The sequence below is a fragment of the Tumebacillus avium genome (assembly GCF_002162355.1).
GTDB lineage: Bacteria > Bacillota > Bacilli > Tumebacillales > Tumebacillaceae > Tumebacillus_A > Tumebacillus_A avium.
In genome coordinates, this window is the sequence record NZ_CP021434.1 from 1,539,905 (window position 1) to 1,563,141 (window position 23,237).

The window sequence follows — 23,237 nt, forward strand, 5'->3', positions numbered from 1 at the left end:
CTCACTAGGAGAATGAGAGCTTCAAGGCGAAGAAAAAAGTATGAAACCTACAATAGCCATCCCAACCACCATTGAAGAACTTCAAAAACAGAACATACAACTTGGAATACAAAACGCAGAGTTGAAAGCTAAGCTCAACTGGTTGGAACAACAGTTTCGTCTCAGCCAACAGAAGCGTTTCGGTGCCTCAAGTGAGCGGACAAACGCGGATCAGTTGGAACTGTTCAACGAAGCGGAATCCGAATCCTCCACAGCCGTGCCAGAGCCGACCGCAGAAACGATTCAATACGTCCGCAAGAAGAAACGTGGACAGCGAGAAGAATTGCTTGAAAACCTGCCGGTTGAAACGGTGGAATACCGTCTCTCGGAAGACGAGCAGGTCTGCTCGTGCTGCGGTGGTCCTACCCATGAAATGAGCACGGAGGTTCGCCAAGAGCTGAAAATCATCCCGGCTCAAGTAAAAGTGTTGAAGCATGTTCGCTATGTGTATGCGTGCCGCCGTTGTGAGCGTGAGGAGATCAGCACTCCCGTGCTGACAGCTCCCATGCCGCAACCTGTATATCCTGGCAGTTTGGCTTCCCCATCCGCATTGGCTTTTATCATGAATCAAAAGTACGGGGAAGGCTTGCCCTTGTATCGTCAGGAGCAGCAACTCATGCTTCTCGGAGTAAACCTGTCGCGACAAACGATGGCCAACTGGATGATCTATGCAGCTGACCGCTGGCTGAGCCTGCTGGAGAATCGTATGCGAGAGCACATGCTGAAGCAAGACATTCTGCATGCCGATGAAACGACCCTGCAAGTACTGCGTGAACCGGGTCGGGCAGCCAAGAGCACATCGTATCTCTGGCTTTACCGTACCGGGCGCAACAGTCATCCGATCATCGTGTATGACTACCAGCCGACACGAGCAGGCGAACACCCGCGACAGTTCCTGTCCGAGTTTCACGGCTACCTGCATGTGGACGGATACGCGGGGTATAAGAAGATCCCTAACGTCACCCTGGTCGGGTGTTGGGCACATGCTCGCCGCAAGTTCGACGAGGCTCTGAAAGCATTGCCGGCCTCCAGCCGAACCGCAGCTGTAACCGCGAAAGAAGGGCTCGAGTTCTGCAATCGTCTTTTCGCGATCGAACGCGAGATGAAAGATGCCTCGCCGGAAGAACGATACACGGCCCGTTTGGAGCGTAGTCGGCCCATACTGGAGGAATTTTCGGTATGGCTACAGACTCAAAAATCCCGCGCGTTACCGAAGAGCGCACTGGGGCAGGCCATAAAGTACTGCCAGAACCAATGGGTAGCATTGGGGGCGTTTTTGCTCGATGGGCGTTTGGAGATCGACAACAACCGAAGTGAACGCGCCATCAAACCATTCGTGATTGGACGGAAAAATTGGCTGTTCGCCAATACTCCACGCGGCGCAAAGGCAAGCGCTGTGATCTATAGTCTTGTCGAGACGGCGAAGGCGAACGGGGTAAATCCGCTGGTCTACCTGACCTATCTCTTCGAGACCCTGCCCAACCTTGCGAACCCTCATGATCACCATGAGCTGGATCGCTTGCTCCCGTGGTCGGACACGCTGCCGCTCATCTGCCGAGTATTTAATAAAAAGCACGAATCGCCTTCAGTTCTTGCGTAGCTGAAGGTTATTCGTGTTTTGTTTACGATGAATATCTTTCAAGCAGTCCCCACCTTTCGGCAAACGACACAAGGTGGGGACTGTTTTACGCTTACTTTTAGACCAGAAAGTGCACGCAGCGGACGAGTATGCTTTTCAAGTTCCATGACTGCCTTCACGACAATCTCATTTGCCGGTACTTCACGATAAGTCGCGTGCTTGCGAATCTTCCGATCTAGGAACCTAAGTTTCATCTCACCGTCTACACCTTCTACGAGACAGCCCTCTTCAAGCGTTATAAATTCGTTGATGCGGAGGCCTGTTTGAGAGGAGATAAGAATACTGGATTTACAAAGGATCAACTCGTTTTCTCTTTCCAAACAGCGGAACAATTTGTCTGCAATCTCACCGTCAACAGTCTCGGTTTTGACGTGATTTTCTGAAAGGCTTGTCTCCTTCCTGATACGAGAATTGTTGATGATCAGTTCATGGTAAACGCCCGAAACAAACGATGATACTTTGGGCACATCCCAACCTTTAACGGCACCCACCGTTAGTAAATCTTGTATCGCTTGTGCTGCTTTCTTTATGCTTTGGCCGGATAAGAGCTGATCCTTGTTCCGCCCACTCCTAACCTGCAAAAGCCACAAGTAATACTCCCTAAGACAAGACCGATCCATTTCCGAAAACGAGGTGATCTCAGGTCTCGCTTCTTCTACAAACACGAGGAATTTCGTAATCCCATCCATCATCCGTTTTGCCGTTTCGAATTTGGATTTGAGCAGCACGGATACGATGTAATGCTTCACAGTCTCTTTTAGAGCAGGTCGAGTATCCCATTGGTGGAACTTGATTTGCAGCTTAGCCCCCTTTTTGTGTGGAGCGTTTTCGATTCCGTTGAAATCCCAAAGATCATCGACGAAACGGCTGTTTCCAACTGGCATATCGTACTCTTTTTCAGTGGAGGTAAACGGTTTATATTCGACTAGTTTTAAGGCATTCTCAGGTTTAGCCATTTTTGATCTCCTCCAGTCGTTCAATGATTTCTACAAGCACCTCTTCTACTTCAGTGAGATGATGTTCGGTTCCGATGTAGTTTTCTTGCATGTAGGTTGCTTTGTTTTGCTGGAGACGCCGCAGATGATCTTTGTGAACATCGAGAAACTGCGGTGTTGTGATGAACTTCGGACAGAAGAGGCACATGTTGAACCGCTTGCACACCTTGCCTTCGCTGTTGATCGGCTTGCTGCATGCACCGTCGGGAAGAGCTGCACTCTTTAGAGTTTCAGTATCAAGCAACGCATTCTCACCAATTATCTCAGTTGATATCTCACGAACAACTTGACCGATGACTCCCGCTTTTCTCATCTCAGTTGAGACTTGGTTGTTTACCACTTTGGCGTAGTGAGCAGTGGAGTGTGAGGATTCGTGTCCGAGATATTCTTGTACTTCAAGATGGGTAAGACCGCTGTTTAGCATCTTCATTCCGAGCGTATGACGGAACGCGTGAAATGTAAGCTGATACAGTTCGCCGGATGTATCACGGATATTATTCCGAGTAACAAACGCGCTCAAAAGATACCGGGCGGCATGTTGATCAAGTCTCCAAGAATCTCTCGTATCTGAGTATTTGTAAAGAAAAATACGTTCATCTCCTGTCTCTTCTCTGATGGGAGAACAAATTTGGATTTGTTCCAAAAGTGCTTTCCTCACCTCACTGGAGACAGGGACGAATCTCTCACTCTCCGATTTTTGACTTACTACATGTAAGATAGGCTTCCCAAGAAAATCATCAAGAAGGGAATTTGTGTTCAATGCCAGGGCTTCTCCGAGTCGCATCCCCGTATCCCGTAACACGATGAGTAGGCGATTGAGAATAAGTTCCGTTCGATCCTTTTCCAGAGCAAGATTGATCTGCTCCATTACAGAGTCCGGGATAAAGCGGGTGATCAACTGATCTTCTGTTTGGAGCCTTCTAAATTCGTCTCCATCGAAAATATTCTGCTGGGGGTACCCTGCATACTCGAAGCGTTGTCCGTGGGTAATTACAGCCTTGAGAGAGGCTATAGCCAGACTCCGCGTTGTTGGCTTATCCATACCTCCAAGGAGATGCATGACAAATGCCTCGACCATCTGATGAGACACTCCTGCAAAGCTCTCCAGTTGTATTCCTTCTTGCAGCAGAAAATTGAAGAAATGACGCAAAGCATAGGAGTAGCGATGTAAAGTTGCAACTTTTACTCGCCTTGAATCGATGTTGTCCAATACGTAGCGTTTGACCTGATCCTTGATCGTTTGATTCGGGTAGAAATCAAAGTAAAAGCCGTAGTCTGAGATATTCCCCTCCGCAGGCAGAACCCAGATGTCTTCCTTCACATCGAACAACAGCTCCGTTGCCATTACAACCTTGCCCCTCTCCTATTCGTTTCGAATCTCTCATATGCCCTTACTGTGGCTTCAAGTGAAAGATGAGTATATTGCTTGGTGGATTCTACGCTTTTGTGACCTAATCGCGTCGAGATGTAGAGGTTGTCATACCCTAGCTCCGCCAGTTCTGTACCGTGTGTATGACGCAAATAGTGAGGAGTTATCTTGATTCCCGTTGCCTTCGATACCTCCTGAAAGAAGCTCTCTACCGTTTTTCGAACTAAGGGCTCCCCCTTCGTGTCCGAAACAAATATGTTGGCCACCTCGGGCTTATATGGCCGTACTGTCGTGACATAGTCCTCCAACGCGTAGATCAAACTCATCCCAACCGGGACCTTTCTCGTGAGTGTCTTGAGCTGTCGATCTGGATGCGGATCACCGTGATCTACGACAGCTATTGTGCCGAGTTTTTCATCGAGGTTTGGTTGCGAGAAGTCTTGGACCCGAAGGTTCAAAACCTCACTGATCCGAAAACCCGTTTCGTACAATGTCCTGAAAATCAATTTGTTCCTGGCTATAACGTGCTCGTTGTATCCCATGTTTTCGATGGCTTGATAAAACGTTTCGATCTGACTAGGGAATACGCGACGTGTGTTGCCCTTCTTTTGTTTTTTTAGCCTAAAATAGGTGTAGTCCACCTGCGATCTGTTTATAGTGTGGTGAAAGAAACTTCTGCCCATCGTACTTGGTCGCTGCCCCTTGACCATTACCATTGGATTGATGTCGGTGTAGCCTCCTAAGACTTCGAAATGCCGATACAGAGACGAGATCGTAGCAAGATAGCGATTGACTGTAGAAGGCGATTTCCCTTTCTTCAATCCGCACTCGTCTACGAACTTGATGAATCTTGGTATGTAAGCCGGTTTGACCTGATAGAACTGCAAACCCTCATGCTGCAACCACTCGAAGAACACCTTTAGATCGTTCACGTAACCTATAACCGTGTTTGGTGATGCTCCTTTCAGTTCAAGCCAATTGATAAAAACCAACACGGGTTCTACGATGTTATATTCATCGTCCATAAGAATTGCTGTATGCCGCCCATCCTTGTACACCGCCCTCTCCACTCTCATCGAACTACCCTCCCTAGAACGCACGTTCCTATTATTACGCAAAAGAGTAACACTCTTTACTCAATTACACAAGTCCCAATCATACTCCAAATAACCACTTCAGGTCTCACTCCCCAATTACACACCATTACACAGGTACAAAAACAAAGAGACCCCTTGATATACAAGGGGTCTCTCGCATTTCTTGCTATGCACTTCTGGCTAGTGTTTCAAAACGGCAGATCATCATCGGAAATATCGATCGGCTTGCCGTCATCGGAGAACGGGTCTTCATCACGGCGTCCGCCGCCTTGGTTGCCTCCGCTTCCGCCGCCGTAGCCACCGCCTTGGCTGCCTCCGCCTTGGTTGCCACCACCGAAACCTCCGCCTTGGTTGCCACCACCGTAGCCTCCGCCTTGGTTGCCGCCGCCGTAACCGCCACCTTGGTTGCCACCGCCGTAGCTTCCGCCTTGGTTGCCACCACCGAAGCCTCCGCCTTGGCTGCCACCACCGTAGCCTCCACCTTGGTTGCCACCGCCGTAGCCGCCCTGGCTGCCACCACCGTAGCCTCCACCTTGGTTGCCGCCGCCGAAGCCGCCTTGGTTCATGGCGTCACCGCCGCCGCCAGCGTCAGCGCGCTCCAGGAAGCGGACGTTGTCCGCGACAACTTCTGCGACGCGGACTTTTTGGCCTTCTTTGTTTTCGTAAGAGCGGATTTGCAGACGACCGTCGACCGCTGCGAGACGGCCTTTGCGCAGATATTGCGCGCACAGCTCGCCAAGCTTTTGCCAGACGACGATGTTAATGAAGTCTGTTTCACGCTCGCCGTTCTGGTTCGAACGCTGGCGATCCACCGCCAAGGTGAACTGCGCAACGGCAGTGCCAGACGGCGTGTAGCGCAATTCCGGATCGGCAGTCAGACGGCCGATCAAGATGATGCGGTTCAACATAAGGATTCCCTCCTCTGGTGTTACCCGAGGCGGACGGAGAGATAGCGCAATACGCCATCGGTGATCTTAAACGTCCGCTCGAGCTCTTTCACAATCCCAGTGCTCCCTTGATACATCATGAGCACGTAATAGCCATCTCTGGCGTCTTCGATTTCGTAAGCGAGTCGGCGTTTGCCGATTTCTTGCAATTGGGTGATTCCGCCGCCGTTTTGCGTGACGACGTGTTGGAACTTGGTGACCAGCGCATTGATCGCGTCCGGGTCCAGCTCAGGGCGCAAGACGTACATCGTCTCATACTGTCTCATGTCTGCTCCCCCTCGCGTTTTGATTACACGTTGAAGCGGAAGTGCATGACGTCGCCGTCGTTGACGACATACTCTTTGCCTTCCAGACGGACTTTGCCCGCTTCTTTTGCGGAGTTCATCGAGCCGTAGTGCACGAGATCATCGTAAGCTACAGTTTCGGCGCGGATAAAGCCTTTTTCGAAATCGGTATGGATCACGCCTGCTGCACCCGGCGCTTTCGTGCCGCGGGTGATCGTCCAAGCGCGCACTTCTTGCACGCCGGCGGTGAAGTAGGTGATCAAGCCAAGCAGTTTGTATGCCGATTTGATCAGGCGGTCGAGACCGGATTCTTGCAAGCCGAGTTCTTCGAGGAACATCTGCTTGTCTTCGCCTTCGAGTTCGGCGATTTCCGATTCTACTTTTGCCGAGATGACAACAACCTCTGCACCTTCTTCAGCAGCGAACGCGCGAACTTTTTTCACGTGTTCGTTTTCTTCGGTGTTCGCGACTTCATCTTCTGCCACGTTTGCTACGTACAGCATCGGTTTGATGGTCAGCAGGTGCAGATCGCGGACGATCAGGTGCTCTTCATCGCTCAGTTCAACAGAGCGGGCAGCTTTGCCGTTTTCCAGCGCTTCTTTGAGACGGCCGAGAACAGCTACTTCTTCCTGGACTTTCTTATCGCCCGATTTTGCGCCTTTTTTGGAGCGGTCGAGACGCTTGTCCACCGACTCCATGTCGGCGAAGATCAGTTCCAGGTTGATCGTTTCGATATCGGACAGCGGGTTGACGCCGCCGGAAACGTGCGTGATGTTGGAGTCTTCGAAGCAGCGGACGACATGCGCGATCGCGTTGACTTCGCGAATGTGGCCGAGGAATTTGTTGCCGAGACCTTCGCCTCGGGAAGCCCCTTCGACCAAGCCCGCGATATCTACAAATTCGAATGCGGTCGGCACGACTCGATTCGGAACGACGATTTCCGTCAATTTTTGCAAACGTTCGTCCGGCACTTCGACCACACCAACGTTCGGGTCAATCGTACAAAACGGGTAGTTTGCCGCTTCGGCGCCCGCTTTTGTAATCGCATTAAAAAGAGTTGATTTGCCGACGTTCGGCAATCCTACAATACCAACAGACAAAGCCATCTGGCTTACACCTCCAAAAGTATTCCAACCCCTATTATAGCAAATCCCTAGAGATTCCACTAATGTTCCACGTGGAACAAGAAAAAAGTTCTCCCGCCAAAGCGAAAGAACCTCTGTGGTCAGAATTACTGAAGAGACTCTCCCTCATGCATCGCTTCTGCAAAAGACGGGAGCATGTCCAAGTTGTTCCCGGTCTCCGGCTGCCCGTCTCCCGTGGAGTTGGCGATCGTCCAGTTGCCTTCCTTGTCCAGCGAGGTGATCGAGTCAAATTTCCCTTGAGCAGCTTCCTGCATTGCCTGCTGAATGGAAATCACCCGCCCGGTATGTGTCATCACTTCCGCGATGTCCCCGTTCTGGTCCTTGTTAACGGCGATGATCTTTTCACCCATGGTCCACATCCCTCCTTATGCTTCAGGATGCACGAGAGAGTCATTGTCTATCCGCGATCAGCTGTGGCTAAGCCCTCCGTTTCTCCTCTACCACAAGCAGATCGATTCGTGCCTTCACTTCTTTGATGCGCAGATCATGAACCTCCTGATGCTCGTACAAATCCCCAATGGAGCGCTTCATAACTTCGCCGTCAATCCGCAAAAGCTTAATTTCATCTAACGCATGTTTCATGTGCCCGCACAGATCAGACATTTGCTTCTCCAAGCGGTCAAAATTCGCTTTTACTACTCGCTCAAAGCTCTCTTGGTTCTCTTCAAGCCGGTCAAAACGTTCGTCGATACGATCAAAGCGAACCCCATGTTCCTTTAAAAGTTGACCATGCTCTTCCAACTTCGCCTCAACACGATCAAACCGCTGGTCTTGCTCCTCAAACTTGCGGTCAATGCGATCAAAACGCTGATCTTGCTCCTCAAACTTGCGGTCAATGCGATCAAAACGCTGATCTTGCTCCTCAAACTTGCGGTCAATGCGATCAAAACGCTGATCTTGCTCCTCGGACTTGCGGTCAATGCGATCAAAACGCTGGTCTTGCTCCTCGAACTTGCGGTCAATGCGATCAAATCGCTGGTCATGGTCTTCAAACTTGCGGTCAATGCGATCAAATCGCTGGTCCTGCTCCTCAAACTTGCGGTCAATACGATCAAAACGCTGGTCATGGTCTTCAAACTTGCGGTCAATGCGATCAAATCGCTGGTCATGCTCTTCCAACTTCGTCTCAACGCGATCAAAACGCTCTGTGCTCACAATGATACCTCCTGGGGGATGAAGAAAAAATGGGTTGACCCTCAGGCGAGGGTCACGTACTTGGGTCGGCTGGAGGTATTACGATTCTTCAATTGGTAGGTTCATTGTAGCACAGGCGGAGAAGAGCAGTCTTTCATAAACGTGATTCAAAAGCTATCAAAATTTCGACAGGCTCCCTTTATCTTGCGATGGGCCTTCGAGCTTGCAGGGAGGCTGCGAGGATCTGGTCGGGACGAAAGGTACGCGGCTTTTTGCGCAGGAAACAATAGGCCTGGATGCCTTCATCTGTCACGTCGGTCACTTGCACGACACGCTGGGAGATCGCCCCTTTGCTGTCCATATAGATCAGCGAGACGGGTCGATGCTCACGCTGTGAAATCTCAATCTCTTTTCTCCCTTGAACTGCCATGCCATACACCTCCGCTCGAAATTCCATCACTTGTTCTCTATACTTACATTATATACGAACACACGTTCTTTATGCTACTAAAAATCGAACATTTGTTCCTAAAAATCAACAAAAAAATCTCCCCGCCGTTTCCGACAAGGAGACTCAATCCACAATCCCATCTATACTTTTGCCAAATTGACCAGGCAATCATACTGCGCCGACCCGATTCCCAAGTCGCTGCGGCGGTTCGAGGTAAGCGTATTCAGCGCCGTGCCCCGGTTGCCCCACCAGCCCTCTTCGATCTTGATCGTGCGCTTGTGCTGCCCGGAGACGATCTTCACGTTGCCCAGCACCTCGCCGCGCTCATTGTACACGCGCACCAGATCGCCATCCGCAAGCCCCGTCTCTTCCGCCACAAACGCCGAAATCTCCACCACCGGACGCTCCGGCATCTTCAGCACATGGAAATACTGCGAGTTCAACGACCGCCGCGGATGGATCGTCAGCAGATGATACGGATACTTTCTCGCCAGTTCCCGATCGCGGCGCGGGCTTTCCACCGGCTCCTCAAAAATCGGGAACGGCGACGCCCCGTTCGCTTCCGCAACGGAAGACGCAAACTCATACTTCCCCGACGGCGTGCCAAATTGATAATCGGCCCACGCCACCGGCTCCTCATGCGCCTTCAAAAATCCGTCCTGCTGCAGCTGCTCCCGCGTGATGCCCGCCTCCTGCAGCGGCGCCATCGCCTCATCCATCCACGCATGCACATCATCCCGCCCAAACGCCTCGCCAAAGCCCAGCTCCTCCGCCAGGCCCTGCAGGATCATCCAGTCCGGACGGGTCTCGCCCTGCGGCTCCACCACCCGGTTCACGTAGGCGAGATAAGAGTGCCACATCGACGAATACATGATGTCCTCTTCCTCAAACACCGTCGTGCACGGCAAAAAGTAATCGGCGATCATCCCCGTGTCATGCAGGAACATGTCAATCACCACTTTGCAGGGAATCGACTCATACGCCGCCAGCGTCTTGCCCGTCTCCGGCAGTTGCGCCACCGGGTTGGCCCGCGTCACAAACAGCACCTGAACCGGCCGTTCCGTCCCCTGCACCGCCAGTATTTCATCGGCCTGCGTGATCTTCGTAAACGCCCGGTAGTCGGTCCGCGCATCCGGCTTCATCATCGCGTGGTAGTCGAAGCGGTGCACCTGATTCGCATAATGCACCCCGCCGCCGGAACGCCCCACCTGCCCGCTCATCGCGCCCAAGGCGTCGATCAAACGGATCGTGTTGCCACCGTTGGCATAGCGCTGCAGCCCAAGCCCAAGCAGCGTCGCCACCGCCTTGCCGGAGCCGTAGCGCTCGGCCAGCCAGCGAATGTCCTCCGCCGGCACATCGGTGATCTCCGCCGCCTGCTCGACCGTCCACGTCCGCACATAGTCGGAGAACGCTTCAAAGCCCACTGCATGCTCTTCCACAAACATCCGATCGACCAGCCCCTGCTCCAGCAAGTGAGCCGCCATGCCCAGCACCAGCGCCCCGTCTGTGCCCGGACGCGGCTGGAGCTGCTTGACCGCTTTGCCGCTCAAATCGGTCATCAGCGGATCGACGATCACCAGTTCAGCTCCGCGATTCATCGCCCGCTTCAAAAACGGCATCATGTGCATGTTCGTCACCGAGACATTGCGGCCCCAGACGACGATCACATCGGTATGCTCCGCCAAGTCCTCCGGATCATGGCTTTTTCCATAGCCAAAATCATATTTTTGCGCTTCCAGACCGGCTCCCCAGCAGATCGACCCGATCGTGTCGGTAAATCCGCCAAAAAGGTTGAAAAAGCGCCCCTCCAGATTTTTCAGCAGCCCCGACGACCCATAATCATAATGATGCAGCACCGACGTCGGACCGTACTGCTCTTTGGCCTCCCGCATCTGCCCGGCAATCTCCCGGAAGGCCTGCTCCCAAGAGATCTGCACCCACTCGCCATCGACCTTTTTCAAAGGCGAGAGCACGCGCTCCTCATGATACAGCCGGTCGACCAGCTTCCGTCCTTTGATGCAGAGCGACCCCTGCGTGATCGGATGGTCCGGATCGCCTTCAACCTTGATCAGCTTCCCGTCCTCCACATGCGCGATCATCCCGCAGCAGTCCCAGCAGTCCAGCGGGCAGGCTGTGCGAATCGTCTCCACCGCCATCAGGACTCACCGCCCTTGCGCCGCAAGACTTTGCGCAAATTGCGTTCAAAATCCCGGCGCGAAATCATCACCGAGCGTCCGCAATTCACGCATTTCATGCGAATGTCCATCCCCAGGCGAATCACTTCCCATTCATTTGCGCCGCAGGGGTGGCCTTTTTTCATCTGCACAACATCCCCGAGATCAAACTGTTTGGCCTCCATCGCTCTCTCTCCTCAGGCAGATCAGCTTCCTGCCGCTGCCGCCTTTTTCTGCTCATCCATGTCGGACTGTCCCGGAAACAGCGCGACCTGCTTCGGATACGGAATCTCAATGCCTTCGCGGTCAAACGCTTCTTTGATCTTCTGGCGCAGTTCGCGTCCGACGCCGTAATGCTCCATCGGCTTGCAATCCATCGTCATCCGCACGACCACATTGTGCGGCCCAATCATTTGCACGCCGAGTACCTGCGGATCGCCCAGCACGTTTTCATTTTCCGCCTGGACCGCATGGCCGACTTCTTTCATCACCGCAAACACTTTTTGCAGATCTTCTTCATAGGCAACCGAAACATCGACAACTGCCAATGAATTCGTCTTCGAGAAGTTCGTCACCTGCTGGATCTGCGAGTTGGGGATAATATGAATCTCCCCCGTATAGGCGCGCACTTTCGAAATGCGCAGCCCCACTTCCTCAACATTCCCGCGAATCTGCAGGTTGGTATTGATCATCACATTATCGCCGACACCGAACTGATCCTCAAAAATGATGAAAAATCCGGTGATGACATCCTTCACCAAGCTTTGCGCCCCAAAGCCAATCGCCAGTCCGGCCACCCCGGCCCCGGCGATCAGCGTGGTCACGTTGATCCCGATGTTCGACAAGATCATCAGCACGACCAGGAAATAGACCACATAGCGCATCACATTCAACAGCAGCGCGATGATCGTCTTCCCGCGCCGTTCATCCATCCGCATCGTGCGGTGCGACAACACGCGCTCGATCATCACACGTCCCAAGTTCATCACCAGTTTCGCCGCGACCAAGATCAGCACGATCTTAAACACGATCCAGCCCAAGCCCAGCCAGAACTCGGTCGAAGCTAACGTGGCGCCTAAGTTTGCTAACGTTTTTTGTATCGTCTCCATATTCGCCTCCTATGAGAAAAGTTATTGTCTATTATACAAACTGCGAGAGTATCAGTCATCCAATCTCATGACGATCTCATCATAACGTCACATATGTAGTCCCATCCGGCTTGTAGTAGCCGCGCACCACAACTTCCTTTTCGGTCAACACGCGCTGCACCGTCTCCAGATCCTGCGGGAAAAAGTCGATCGACAAAGCGCACCCGGCCGTCACCGTTTTCGGCGTCGGGCGAATGTCGATATCCAGCCCCGCCCCTTCCAGTTCCGCTTCCGCCCTCAGGGCATGATGCGTCGAATCAAATGCCACCAGCCAATATTCCACAGCCATTTCCAAGCCACCATCCTCACCAGAATATAAACCGGTACAAGGCATGCACAAACACCGACTGCATCAGCCCCTGATCCAGCCACTGCATCCCCTGAATCCAGCAGATCAGCCCTAACACGCTGACCAGGTACGTCGAGATGGTCAGCCCGATTCCGAGCCCCATCAAGCCGCCCAGCGCCTGTGAGCGCCACATGCCGTGCGCATCTCTCCATAGTGTCTCATACACGCGCAAGATCATTTGCAAACCGATAAAAACCGCCCCGCCCATCAGCCCCAGCAAAAACAGGTCATAGAAGCGCTCGACCACCGCCGGCGCGTGCGAGTTCAGCCCTTTCGTCACCGCTTGTGCCGTCTCCAGCTCCATAAATCCATTCGAATAGGGCGATGTCTTGACGAGATGCCCGGCCATCCATTTGGCCAGCCCAAAGTTCCAGCCTTCGTCAAACAGCACACTTTTCAAAAACGGGATCGACAGCGTCAAAAAGAAAAGGGGCACCACCAGCGCCAACGCGTCGATGCAAGTCCGCAAAAACCCCCGCTTCCAGCCAAAATACGCGCACCACGCCACCGCCACCATCAACAGCAAGTCCACCATACGCAGCTCTTCCTCCGTTCCCATAGGTCCTCTTCTCAAGGTATGAGCGGAGTGGACGAGGTATGAAACCTTTTCCAACTGCATATACTGGTAAAACCTATGAACTGCGGAGGAGAAACCACATGTTCAAACAAAACGTAACCCGGAGTGCAGATCTGCCGTACAAGGTTGACCATACAAGCGTTGAATCTGCCAAGTTTCTTTCCGAACGACTGCTCTATACTGTCCATCAGCCATCCCGTGAACGCCAAGTGGTGATCGTCTGCATCGGCACCGACCGTTCCACAGGAGATGCGCTCGGACCGCTCGTCGGCTCCAAGCTGAGCGGACGCCTGCAAGCCAGCCAAGCGGTCGTCTACGGCACGCTGGATGCGCCTGTTCATGCTGTCAATCTTAAAGATACCATACAAGAGATCGAAACGACGTACCACAATCCCTATGTGATCGCCGTAGACGCCTGCCTCGGCCAGCTCGCCTCCGTTGGGATGGTCACGCTTGGCGACGGTCCGCTCAAGCCAGGTGCTGGCGTCAACAAAGTCCTGCCCGAAGTCGGCCACATCCACATCACCGGCATCGTTAACGTCGGGGGCTTTATGGAATACTTCGTATTGCAGAACACGCGTCTGTCGGTCGTCATGAAAATGGCCGACTGCATCGCCGATGCGCTGACCGAATCCCTGACCCAAGCGGCTACTTTCACGCTCCCCGAACCGGCGAGCCTGCCTGAGCCCCTTCCGCAAAAACAGCCGCTGGTCAACCGGATCAACAATCTGCTGGGTTTCAAAAGCTAATACCTCCCGCATAACAAACCCGACCTCTCCTCATACTAGCTTTGGTTGTCCCACCTACCAAAGTCTCCGAGGGGAGGTTTTCTAATGACCAACAAACGTGTTGCTGTTGAAGCCAATCTGGGCAATGTGCGTGACTACCTGAGCCAGCAGGGTTATGACTGCTGCGACCTCGCTGCCCAAAACCTGAACAACCAAGGCCAAGGTCTCGACGCAATCGTTATCTCCGGCGCCGACCAAAACATCATGGGCATCTCCGATACCCAGACCAAAGCACCGGTCATCAACGCCCATGGCATGCGTCCCGACGAAGTGGCACAACGCATCCAAAACGCAACCCGCTAACCACCAACAAAAAACATCCTGGGTGCCTACTCCCCAGGATGTTTTGCCATGTGTTCCACGTGAAACACAACCTCTATTTCAAATACCGCGACCGCAAAAACAGGAACAGCCACACCACGCCTAAGCCCACAAAAGCCATCCCAAATGCCAGCGATTCCCGAATCAACATGTCGCCCAATCCCCAGAAAACAAAAAACAAACCGGTGAACAGTTCACGCAACTTGATGAATTTCGCGTTCGTTTTGTTGCGGAATGCCAGCACAACAAACGTAAAAGCACCCAGTGCGGAGAGAACCATCAAAATATCGATGAATTTCCACATTTTTTGTCACTTCCCCTTCCGTACGAAACCAGCCTCATACTCCCATTATACTATATCAACGCACAAAAAAAGACCCCGCATCACTGCGGAGCCCTTATTTCATCTTGTTCAGCGCCATCGAGATCGCCTGCTTCTCTTCCTCGCTGAGCGGATAAGTCGACGCCCCGGCCATCACCGGCTTGGCGTAGGATCGAGACTCCTCCCGCCCGAAAATCGACGTGAACACAACGCCATCCGCATCCCGATTCAACACGGCAATGCTATAGCTCAAATCGCTGCCTGTGCCTTCAAACGCATTGTAGCGCACCACGCCAACCGGCCCGCACGAGATCTGCAGATCCTGCGCCTGCTGCTCCTGGGTGGCGATCACCCCACGCACCGTCTCGCGCATTGCCCGCACATCGTCCGCATATGTAAACAGCACTTCCTCCAAATTCGCCTGCTTCAGTCCTTTCATCAGCATCCGATACCGCTTCTGGACTTTGCGCAGGCGCACCGACTGGATGATAAACACGATCAGCAACAGGAACAGCAACCCGAAAATCAACGCGACGACCGCATCGAGATTGGCCAAAATCCAATCGTTCGCCATACCCCTCGTACCTCCTCTTCTACCACTAAACCGTAACGTTAGCATCTACTGGGCATATCTGCTATTTTAGCACAGAATACGAGACCCCTGCCTGTACTTTTAAAATGCCCCATCCCAGACAGGATATGGCCGCCAAAAACCCCCATGAATAAAGGGAGCCTGCCGATTCGCAAGCTCCCTTCGCCTTTAAAATCCATATGGAATCAAAATGACCTTGATGATCGCTGCCACGAAAATCGCCGGCAGCAGATTGCCGACATTGACCTTCTTGATCTCCATGACATTTAGCGAGATCCCCATGATCAAAATCCCGCCTGTTGCCGACATCACGGTAATCACCGGGTCGGACAGATAGCCGGCCAGCCATACTGCGGTCAGGGCAATCGCGCCCTGGTACAAAAACACCGGGATCGCCGACAATCCAACGCCAATCCCCATCGCCGACGTAAAGAAGATCGCCGAAAAGCCGTCCAGCATCGCCTTGGTATACAAAATCTTATGTGACCCTTCCAGCCCGCTCTCTAGGGAACCAACAATCGCCATCGCCCCCACACAATACACCAGAGACGAAAACACAAATGCTTCGGCGATCTTGCCCTGCCCAAAGCGGCTCATCTTGCCTTCAATCCACTTCCCGAGGCTGTTCAGCTTGCCTTCAATATCGAGCAGTTCCCCGATGATCCCGCCAAACACCAGCGATGCGATGACAATAAAGAAATCATACCCTTCTGCCGTCGCCACGCCGACAACCATCGACAGCCCGATCACAAACACAGCGAGGCCCAGGCCCTGCAAAATCGTCACTTTCATGCGATCCGGAATCCGGCTCATCAGCCCGCCGATCGCCACGCCAATCAAAATGGCAATTGCATTCACAACCGTCCCTAACAGAGACATCCTTCCGACTCCCTCTCTTCTGCCTGACTCAGCCAGCAATTTCAGCAACCACAATCGTGCGTCCCTACAAGACCTTCGTCTGACCTCTCTTCGGCCCGAACCAGCCAGCAATCTCGGCGACTGCAATCGTATCTACAAGACCTTCGTCTGGCCTCTCCACAGCCCGAATCAGCCTGCTATCTCGGCGACCGCATCCAGCAGCGCCTTTACGTCTTCCTCGGTGTTAAACAGCCCCACAGAAGCCCTGACCACGCCTTGCTCCACCGTCCCGATCGTCTCATGCGCCACGGGGGCGCAGTGCAGCCCGGAGCGTACGCAGATCCCATAATTGCGATCCAAAATAAACCCGACTTCATGCGACTCATAGCCCTCCACCGTAAACGATACAATCGGCACCCTCGGTTCGCTCAGCGGCGGTCCATAGACCGTGACGCCTCCGATGGCTTCCAGCCCTTGATGAAGTTGATAAGCTAAAGTTTCCTCATGTTCCCGAATCTTGTCAAGACCTTTACTTTCCACAACCGAAATCCCGGCCAACAGCCCGGCGATCCCGACCGTGTTCCGAGTCCCGGCCTCATACCGATCCGGTCTGGTCTTCGGCATCTCCAGCAGCTCCGAGTATCCGCCCGACCCGCCGTGCATGAGCGGTTCCAGCTCCACCTCCGGGTGCAAATACAGCCCCCCGGTGCCCTGCGGCCCATACAGGCCCTTATGACCCGTAAACGCCAACATCCCGATATTCATCGCCTCCACATCAATCGGGTAGACCCCAGCCGTCTGGCAGACGTCGACCATGAGCACAACGCCATGTTCCTTGGCAATCGCGCCAATCTCCCCGACCGGCAAAAGCGTCCCGGTCAAATTCGATCCATGTGTAACAACAATCAGCTTCGTATTCTCCCGAATCGCATTCCGAACCGATTCAGCCAGCAGGCGACCCCGTTCATCCGCCTGCACATATGTAAGTTCAACCCCGCGTTCCCGCCGAACATATTCCAGCGGCCGCCGAACCGAATTGTGTTCCAGCATCGTCGTAATCGCGTGATCCCCAGGCTTCAACAGCCCCAGAATCCCCAAATTCAGCGCTTCCGTAGCATTCTGCGTAAAAATAACATTGTCCGGATTCTTCACGCCAAACAGCCCGGCCACCTTGCGCCGCGCCTCAAAAATAACCCGCGAGGCTTTCATCGAAAGCGCATGACTGCCCCGCCCCGGATTCGCCCCATACTCCCGCAAGCATTCCTCCATCTTCGCCGCCACCTCCGGCGGCTTCGGCCACGAGCTCGCCGCATTATCCAAGTAGATCACTACAACCCAACCTCCTCCATCAGCCAACAAAAAGTCCATAACCACTAAAGTATCAACCACCCAACCGCCCTGCCCTTCCCCCCATAAGCCCTATGAACCCCTTGGGGGAGGGCGGGATATGCGGAAGTGGTGATCTTTGAATCTTTACCCTTCCTCTAAAAAGGGTTTACTCAATCAAGGGGTACAGATGAAACGTGAACCCGGAGCATGTCCCGCCCGGACCCGACCACCCATCCCCCTCCAGCCTCCATCTTTCCCCCTACAAATATAGCGGAACCTTCCACCACCGGCTCTACAACTACCAGTATCGGAAGACCCCGCTATCTCTATCCCTTACTACGAATTCTGCAACAAACTCAAAATCCGTTCCAAATCATCTGTCGAGAAGTACTCAATCTCAATCTTCCCGCGCTTTTTCCCTTGCATAATCTTCACGCCAGTACCCAGCCGCGTCCGAAACTCTTCCTCATACTGCTTCAAAACAGGATTCGGCTTCGCAACCTTCTTCGTCTCGCGCTGTTGCAGATTTTGCAATCGGTTCACCAAATGCTCAACCTGCCGTACCGACAATTCCTCATCGATCGCCTTCTCCGCCAACGCAATCTGCTGCTTCTTATCCTGCAGCCCCAACAGCGCCCGCGCATGACCCATCGACAATGTTCCACGTGAAACATGCTCGCGAATCTCACCCGGCAAATTCAGCAAGCGCAGCATGTTCGCCACATGCGACCGGGATTGTCCGACCTTCTTGGCCATGACATCTTGCGTCATGTCGAACTTCTCCATCAAGCTCTGGTACGCTTCTGCCACCTCAATCGGATTCAGATCTTCACGCTGCAAATTCTCAATCAGCGCAATCTCATTCATCTGACGATCGGTAAAGTCACGCACCACAACCGGCACTTCACTCAAACCGGCCAGCTTCGAAGCGCGCAAACGGCGTTCCCCCGCCACGATCTCATAGCCGCGTACAGCGACGCGAACGATCAGCGGTTGAATGACACCATGCTCCCGAATCGAAGCTGCCAATTCCTCAATCTTTTCGTCATCGAACACACGACGCGGCTGATACGGATTCGGACGCAATTCCGCTACAGCAACGCTGGAAACCGGCTCGTCCCCTTTCGGATTCGAGTTGAAGATCGCTTCCAATCCTCGCCCGAGTCCGCTTGCACGCTTATTCATGCTCCGACCACTTCCTTTGCGAGTTCCAGATAGACCTCAGCACCACGCGATCGCGGGTCATACTGAATGATCGACTGGCCATGCGAAGGGGCTTCCCCAAGTCGGACGTTACGCGGAATCACCGTCGTGTACACCTTCTCGCGGAAATACTTCTTCACTTCCTCGATCACCTGCAGACCCAGGTTGGTCCGTGCATCGAGCATCGTCAGCAAGACGCCTTCGATCTCCAGCGACGTGTTCAGATGCTTCTGCACCATCCGAATCGTATTGAGCAGCTGGCTCAACCCCTCCAGCGCATAATACTCGCACTGAATCGGGATCAAAACAGAGTCGGACGCCGTCAGCGCATTGACCGTCAAAAGCCCCAAAGAAGGCGGGCAGTCGATCAGCATATAATCAAACTGCGACTTCAAAGGCTGCAACGCCTGACGCAGTCTGACTTCGCGCGACATCGTCGACACCAGCTCAATCTCCGCCCCGGCCAGTTGGATCGTCGCCGGGAGAATTTTTAAGTTCGGAACATCCGTATCGTTGACCGCTTCGCTCGCGTTCACTTCGTTAATCAACACATCGTAAATATCATAGCGCACATCGGCTTTATTAATGCCAATCCCGGAGGTCGTATTCCCCTGCGGGTCGATATCGATCAAAAGCACGCGCTTGCCAAGACTCGCCAGGCAAGCACCGAGGTTCACCGATGTCGTGGTTTTGCCCACGCCACCTTTTTGGTTCGCCACTGCGATGACTCTCGCCATGAGCATCACCCTCTTTCAAAACGTTAAGACGCATCCTTCATTTTACAAGATAAAGCGCAAAATGGGTAGCATGCAAAAAAGCAGGCTTATCGCCTGCTGGAATGAATTTCGAATATAGCGAGGAATTTATCAAAAAAGCTTACGATTTTGATTTCGGCACACGAATTACGAATTGGTAATAGTCCTCGTGATCCTCTTCTTCTTTTTCACAGTTGATCCCGCTCTGCACGATCATGTCGAGCGACTGGCGGATCGTGTTCACGGCAAGACGAATATCGCGGGAGAAAGAGATCTTCCGCGGCTTCTTGACTGGAACCTGCGCTTCGAGCAGCGCCTTGACGCGCGTTTCTGTCTGTTTGACGTTCAGCTCTTTTTCCACGATTTCCTGGAGCACCTTCAGCTGCAGTTCCTCTTGCCCCAGCGCAAGCAGTGCGCGGGCATGACGCTCCGAAATCTTGCGCGCCATCAAAGACTCTTGCACCGCCTGCGGGAGATTCAGCAAGCGCAGTTTGTTGGCAATCGTCGACTGCCCTTTCCCCAAACGCTGTGCCAGGCTCTCCTGTGTCAAGCTATGCAGTTCCAGCAGCTTCGCATACGCCACCGCTTCTTCGATTGCCGTCAGCCCTTCACGCTGCAAGTTCTCGATCACCGCGACCGATGCGGCCTGCGTGTCGTTCAACTCGCGGATGATGGCAGGGATCGTCTCCATGCCGAGCTTCGTGCAAGCGCGCCAACGGCGTTCCCCTGCGATCAGTTCATATCTATCGCCAACTTTGCGAACGACGATCGGTTGAATCATCCCGTGGGTGCGGATTGTCTGCGCTAACTCCTCGATGCGTTCATCGTCAAAAATCGTTCTCGGCTGATAGGGGCTGGAAACGATCTGGTCGATTGGAATCTGCTGCACCTCTTCTTGAGCTTGAGCTGCATCCTGCCCGGCCACTGCCGTCATCGCTTCTTCCCGATCACCCAGACCGAAAATTCGTGACAATTGCTCTTTCACCACCGAACTCACCCACCTACTCCTAGTACATGCACTTAAAACTTCTCAACATACTTCGGCAAAACCGTGGATATTTCCTGCTTTTCAGCCACAAACCGCAAATCTTCCTATCTTTTTACAAAAAGCGACTTCATTTAGAGCGGACTTTTCGCCGGTGTTCCCGCTTTGCGCGGATATTGTTTCGGCGTGGCTTTGATCTTTTCGACGACGATGATGTTGCGCTCGCCTTCTTCGACCGGCAAAGCAGTCTTGATCACATCGACGACGCGTCCGCCGAGAATGTCGAGCGCCTTTTTCGCTTCCGACACCTCGTTGTCCGCATCCGGCCCTTTCATCGCAAAGAAGTGGCCGCCCGTCTTCACATACGGCAGGCACAATTCGAGCAGCACATTCAGCCGCGCCACCGCACGGGCGGTGACCTGGTCATACTGCCCGCGCCACTGGTCCGGCTTGGCGAAGTCTTCCGCCCGGCCATGTACCGCTTTAAAGCTTTTCACTCCTAACGCGGCACCGAGCTCATTCAAAAACCCAATCCGCTTGTTCAGCGAATCGAGCACCGTCACCTGCAACTCATGTGCCGCGATGTGCACCGGAAGCGATGGAAAACCGGCCCCGGCGCCAACGTCAAGCAGCGTGCCGCTGCGCTGAAAACGCGCTGCCGACAACAACGTCATCGAGTCATAAAAATGCTTGAAATACACGCCCTGCTCATCGGTGATCGCCGTGAGATTCATTTTTTCGTTCCACTCGACCAGCCATTTGAAATACAGTTCATACTGCCCCATCTGCTCGTCAGACAGAGCGACCCCCAGCTTTGCTGCCACTTGCGATCTAAACAAGGTCTGCACCTCAGACATTGGCTGCACTCCTCTTCCCGTGAGTTTCCAAATAGACCATCAGGATCGAAATGTCGGCCGGGTTGACGCCGGAGATACGCGACGCCTGCCCGATCGAGCGCGGGCGGATCTTGCCCATCTTTTCGCGGGACTCGGAGGACAAGCCTTTGATCACGCTGTAGTCGATATCATCCGGGATCAATTTCAGCTCCAGCTTCTTTTGCTTTTCGATCTGCAGGTACGACTTTTCGATGTAGCCGGCGTATTTGGTCTGGATCTCGACCTGCTCCGCCACTTCCGGATGCAGTTCCTCCGGTGACGGTGCGACCTCAGCCAGCACGTTGTACGCCACTTCCGGACGGCGCAGGAGTTGCTCCAGCGACACCGCATCGGCGATTGGAGCGGAGCCAAGCTCGGTCAGGCGCGGGTTGATCTCATCCGCTTTGACGCGCGTGGTGCGCAGGCGGCCTTTTTCGCGCTCAATCGCTTCTTTTTTCTGCAAATAGCGGCCAAAGCGCTCATCGGACACCAAGCCGATCTTGTGCCCGATCTCCATCAGGCGCAGGTCAGCGTTGTCGTTGCGCAGGATCAGGCGGTACTCTGCACGCGAGGTCAGCAGGCGGTACGGCTCGTTGGTGCCTTTGGTGACCAGGTCGTCGATCATCACCGCGATGTAAGCGTCCGAACGGTCGAGAATCACCGACTCGCGCTCCAGCGCATGCATCGCCGCGTTGATCCCGGCGATCAGGCCCTGCCCGGCCGCTTCTTCATAGCCGGACGTGCCGTTGATCTGGCCGGCCGTGAACAAGCCTTCTACTTCTTTGGTCATCAAAGTCAGCTGCAGCTGCGTCGGGACGATCGCATCATATTCGATCGCATAGCCCGGGCGCATCATCACGGCATTTTCCAAGCCTTTGATCGTGCGCAGGATGCGCAGCTGGACTTCTTCCGGAAGTGACGTGGACAGCCCTTGCACGTAGTACTCTGCCGTGTGCCGCCCTTCCGGTTCGAGGAAGATCTGGTGCGACGGGCGCTCGGCGAAACGGACGATTTTGTCCTCGATCGACGGGCAGTAGCGCGGGCCGGTGCCTTCGATCACGCCGGAGAACATTGGCGAGCGGTGCAGGTTTTCCTGAATCACCGCGTGGGTCGTTTCGTTCGTATAGGTCAGCCAGCACGGCATCTGCTCGCGGGCCTCAACATCGTCGGAGAATTGGAAATGGTAAAACGCATCGTCGCCCGGCTGTATCTCCGTCGCCGAAAAATCGATCGAATCGCGGTGCACGCGCGGCGGCGTTCCCGTCTTGAAACGGGTCAGCTGGAAGCCGTGGTCGAGCAGCGAATCGGTCAGCTTCAAGGACGGCAGTTGCCCGCTCGGACCGCTCTGGTACTGCACTTCGCCCATGATGATCTTGCCGCGCAGGTAGGTGCCGGTCGTGACGACAACCGCCTTCGCTCTGTATGTAGCCCCGGTGTGGGTGACAACGCCGGTGATGCGGCCGCCTTCGGACAGCAGCTCATCGACCATCGACTGGCGCACCGTCAAGTTGTGCGTCGCTTCCACCGTCTCTTTCATCCGGTGCGAATAATAAAATTTATCAGCCTGCGCCCGCAACGCATGCACCGCCGGGCCTTTGCCCGTGTTCAAGAGGCGCATCTGCAGGTAGGTCAGGTCGGTGTTGCGGCCCATCTCGCCGCCCAGCGCGTCGATTTCGCGCACGACGTTGCCTTTCGCCGGCCCCCCGACCGCCGGGTTGCACGGCATATAGGCGATATGATCAAGCGAGATCGTCAGCATCAGCGTCTGGCAGCCCAAGCGAGCTGCCGCCAGCGCCGCTTCCACGCCGGCATGACCGGCGCCGATGACGATCACGTCGTATGTTCCAGCTTCGTAACGCAT

The 23,237-nt window shown here is 53.9% G+C and carries 26 protein-coding genes; 3 read left to right on the top strand and 23 right to left on the bottom strand.

Annotation, left to right across the window (positions count from 1 at the left end; genetic code table 11):
* Window positions 1-40 precede the first annotated feature (40 nt).
* Complete coding sequence (tnpC, locus tag CBW65_RS07000) at window positions 41-1,639, top strand: IS66 family transposase (protein WP_087456260.1); 1,599 nt, start codon at window positions 41-43, stop codon at window positions 1,637-1,639.
* Between the two features lie 38 nt (window positions 1,640-1,677).
* Here the strand turns inward: tnpC and CBW65_RS07005 are convergent, their stop codons facing one another.
* The 14 genes from CBW65_RS07005 to CBW65_RS07075 form a co-directional block, all read right to left on the bottom strand.
* Window positions 1,678-2,634, bottom strand: a complete 957-nt coding sequence (locus CBW65_RS07005; protein ID WP_087456261.1) for a site-specific integrase — start codon at window positions 2,632-2,634, stop codon at window positions 1,678-1,680.
* Window positions 2,627-4,018, bottom strand: coding sequence for a tyrosine-type recombinase/integrase (locus CBW65_RS07010; protein ID WP_087456262.1), 1,392 nt, complete (start codon window positions 4,016-4,018; stop codon window positions 2,627-2,629). The genes CBW65_RS07005 and CBW65_RS07010 overlap by 8 nt, the downstream gene beginning before the upstream one ends.
* Complete coding sequence (locus CBW65_RS07015; RefSeq protein ID WP_087456263.1) at window positions 4,018-5,118, bottom strand: tyrosine-type recombinase/integrase; 1,101 nt, start codon at window positions 5,116-5,118, stop codon at window positions 4,018-4,020. Before CBW65_RS07015 ends, CBW65_RS07010 begins: the two co-directional genes overlap by 1 nt.
* Before the next feature lie 209 nt (window positions 5,119-5,327).
* Entirely contained in the window at window positions 5,328-6,047 is a 720-nt protein-coding gene (locus CBW65_RS25335) for a single-stranded DNA-binding protein (RefSeq protein WP_087456264.1), read from the bottom strand.
* A 20-nt stretch (window positions 6,048-6,067) separates the two neighbouring features.
* Entirely contained in the window at window positions 6,068-6,352 is a 285-nt protein-coding gene (rpsF, locus tag CBW65_RS07025; RefSeq protein WP_087456265.1) for a 30S ribosomal protein S6, read from the bottom strand.
* 23 nt (window positions 6,353-6,375) lie between these two features.
* Window positions 6,376-7,476 (bottom strand): redox-regulated ATPase YchF, encoded by a 1,101-nt coding sequence (gene ychF, locus CBW65_RS07030; protein ID WP_087456266.1) that lies wholly within the window; start codon window positions 7,474-7,476, stop codon window positions 6,376-6,378.
* Between the two features lie 125 nt (window positions 7,477-7,601).
* Complete coding sequence (locus tag CBW65_RS07035; RefSeq protein WP_087456267.1) at window positions 7,602-7,865, bottom strand: DUF3892 domain-containing protein; 264 nt, start codon at window positions 7,863-7,865, stop codon at window positions 7,602-7,604.
* A 67-nt stretch (window positions 7,866-7,932) separates the two neighbouring features.
* Window positions 7,933-8,670: a hypothetical protein gene (locus tag CBW65_RS24130; RefSeq protein ID WP_157721822.1), complete on the bottom strand. Its 738-nt coding sequence runs from the start codon at window positions 8,668-8,670 to the stop codon at window positions 7,933-7,935.
* A 178-nt stretch (window positions 8,671-8,848) separates the two neighbouring features.
* Complete coding sequence (locus CBW65_RS07050; protein WP_087456270.1) at window positions 8,849-9,079, bottom strand: hypothetical protein; 231 nt, start codon at window positions 9,077-9,079, stop codon at window positions 8,849-8,851.
* 161 nt (window positions 9,080-9,240) lie between these two features.
* Window positions 9,241-11,256, bottom strand: a complete 2,016-nt coding sequence (locus tag CBW65_RS25045; RefSeq protein ID WP_087456271.1) for a molybdopterin-containing oxidoreductase family protein — start codon at window positions 11,254-11,256, stop codon at window positions 9,241-9,243.
* Window positions 11,256-11,459 (bottom strand): DUF951 domain-containing protein, encoded by a 204-nt coding sequence (locus CBW65_RS07060; protein ID WP_087456272.1) that lies wholly within the window; start codon window positions 11,457-11,459, stop codon window positions 11,256-11,258. The genes CBW65_RS25045 and CBW65_RS07060 overlap by 1 nt, the downstream gene beginning before the upstream one ends.
* A gap of 21 nt (window positions 11,460-11,480) precedes the next feature.
* A complete protein-coding gene (locus CBW65_RS07065; protein WP_087456273.1) occupies window positions 11,481-12,383 on the bottom strand; it encodes a mechanosensitive ion channel family protein in 903 nt (300 codons plus the stop codon).
* 79 nt (window positions 12,384-12,462) lie between these two features.
* A complete protein-coding gene (locus CBW65_RS07070; RefSeq protein ID WP_087456274.1) occupies window positions 12,463-12,711 on the bottom strand; it encodes a putative Se/S carrier protein in 249 nt (82 codons plus the stop codon).
* Between the two features lie 16 nt (window positions 12,712-12,727).
* Complete coding sequence (locus tag CBW65_RS07075) at window positions 12,728-13,330, bottom strand: hypothetical protein (protein WP_087456275.1); 603 nt, start codon at window positions 13,328-13,330, stop codon at window positions 12,728-12,730.
* Window positions 13,331-13,428: 98 nt separating this feature from the next.
* On the opposite strand from CBW65_RS07075, the gene yyaC reads away from it, so the two are divergent.
* Together yyaC and CBW65_RS07085 are read left to right on the top strand one after the other, a co-directional pair.
* Window positions 13,429-14,097: a spore protease YyaC gene (gene yyaC / locus CBW65_RS07080; protein ID WP_087456276.1), complete on the top strand. Its 669-nt coding sequence runs from the start codon at window positions 13,429-13,431 to the stop codon at window positions 14,095-14,097.
* 84 nt (window positions 14,098-14,181) lie between these two features.
* Window positions 14,182-14,439 carry a YkuS family protein gene (locus tag CBW65_RS07085; protein WP_087456277.1) on the top strand — a complete coding sequence of 86 codons (258 nt, stop codon included), beginning with the start codon at window positions 14,182-14,184 and terminating at the stop codon, window positions 14,437-14,439.
* Between the two features lie 73 nt (window positions 14,440-14,512).
* On the opposite strand, the gene CBW65_RS07090 is transcribed toward CBW65_RS07085, so the two are convergent.
* The 9 genes from CBW65_RS07090 to mnmG all read right to left on the bottom strand — a co-directional run bounded on the left by CBW65_RS07090 (window position 14,513) and on the right by mnmG (window position 23,237).
* A complete protein-coding gene (locus CBW65_RS07090; RefSeq protein WP_087456278.1) occupies window positions 14,513-14,761 on the bottom strand; it encodes a hypothetical protein in 249 nt (82 codons plus the stop codon).
* A gap of 94 nt (window positions 14,762-14,855) precedes the next feature.
* On the bottom strand, window positions 14,856-15,353 hold the full coding sequence (locus CBW65_RS07095) for a DUF4446 family protein (protein ID WP_157721823.1): 498 nt from the start codon (window positions 15,351-15,353) through the stop codon (window positions 14,856-14,858).
* Between the two features lie 186 nt (window positions 15,354-15,539).
* On the bottom strand, window positions 15,540-16,250 hold the full coding sequence (locus tag CBW65_RS07100) for a DUF554 domain-containing protein (RefSeq protein WP_198299777.1): 711 nt from the start codon (window positions 16,248-16,250) through the stop codon (window positions 15,540-15,542).
* Between the two features lie 168 nt (window positions 16,251-16,418).
* Window positions 16,419-17,597: an aminotransferase class V-fold PLP-dependent enzyme gene (locus CBW65_RS07105; protein ID WP_087456280.1), complete on the bottom strand. Its 1,179-nt coding sequence runs from the start codon at window positions 17,595-17,597 to the stop codon at window positions 16,419-16,421.
* 297 nt (window positions 17,598-17,894) lie between these two features.
* Entirely contained in the window at window positions 17,895-18,743 is an 849-nt protein-coding gene (locus CBW65_RS07110) for a ParB/RepB/Spo0J family partition protein (RefSeq protein ID WP_087456281.1), read from the bottom strand.
* A complete protein-coding gene (locus CBW65_RS07115; protein WP_087456282.1) occupies window positions 18,740-19,498 on the bottom strand; it encodes a ParA family protein in 759 nt (252 codons plus the stop codon). Before CBW65_RS07115 ends, CBW65_RS07110 begins: the two co-directional genes overlap by 4 nt.
* A 139-nt stretch (window positions 19,499-19,637) precedes the next feature.
* On the bottom strand, window positions 19,638-20,501 hold the full coding sequence (noc, locus tag CBW65_RS07120; protein WP_087459150.1) for a nucleoid occlusion protein: 864 nt from the start codon (window positions 20,499-20,501) through the stop codon (window positions 19,638-19,640).
* A gap of 134 nt (window positions 20,502-20,635) precedes the next feature.
* Window positions 20,636-21,358, bottom strand: a complete 723-nt coding sequence (gene rsmG, locus CBW65_RS07125; RefSeq protein WP_087456283.1) for a 16S rRNA (guanine(527)-N(7))-methyltransferase RsmG — start codon at window positions 21,356-21,358, stop codon at window positions 20,636-20,638.
* Window positions 21,351-23,237, bottom strand: a complete 1,887-nt coding sequence (gene mnmG / locus CBW65_RS07130) for a tRNA uridine-5-carboxymethylaminomethyl(34) synthesis enzyme MnmG (protein ID WP_087456284.1) — start codon at window positions 23,235-23,237, stop codon at window positions 21,351-21,353. The genes rsmG and mnmG overlap by 8 nt, the downstream gene beginning before the upstream one ends.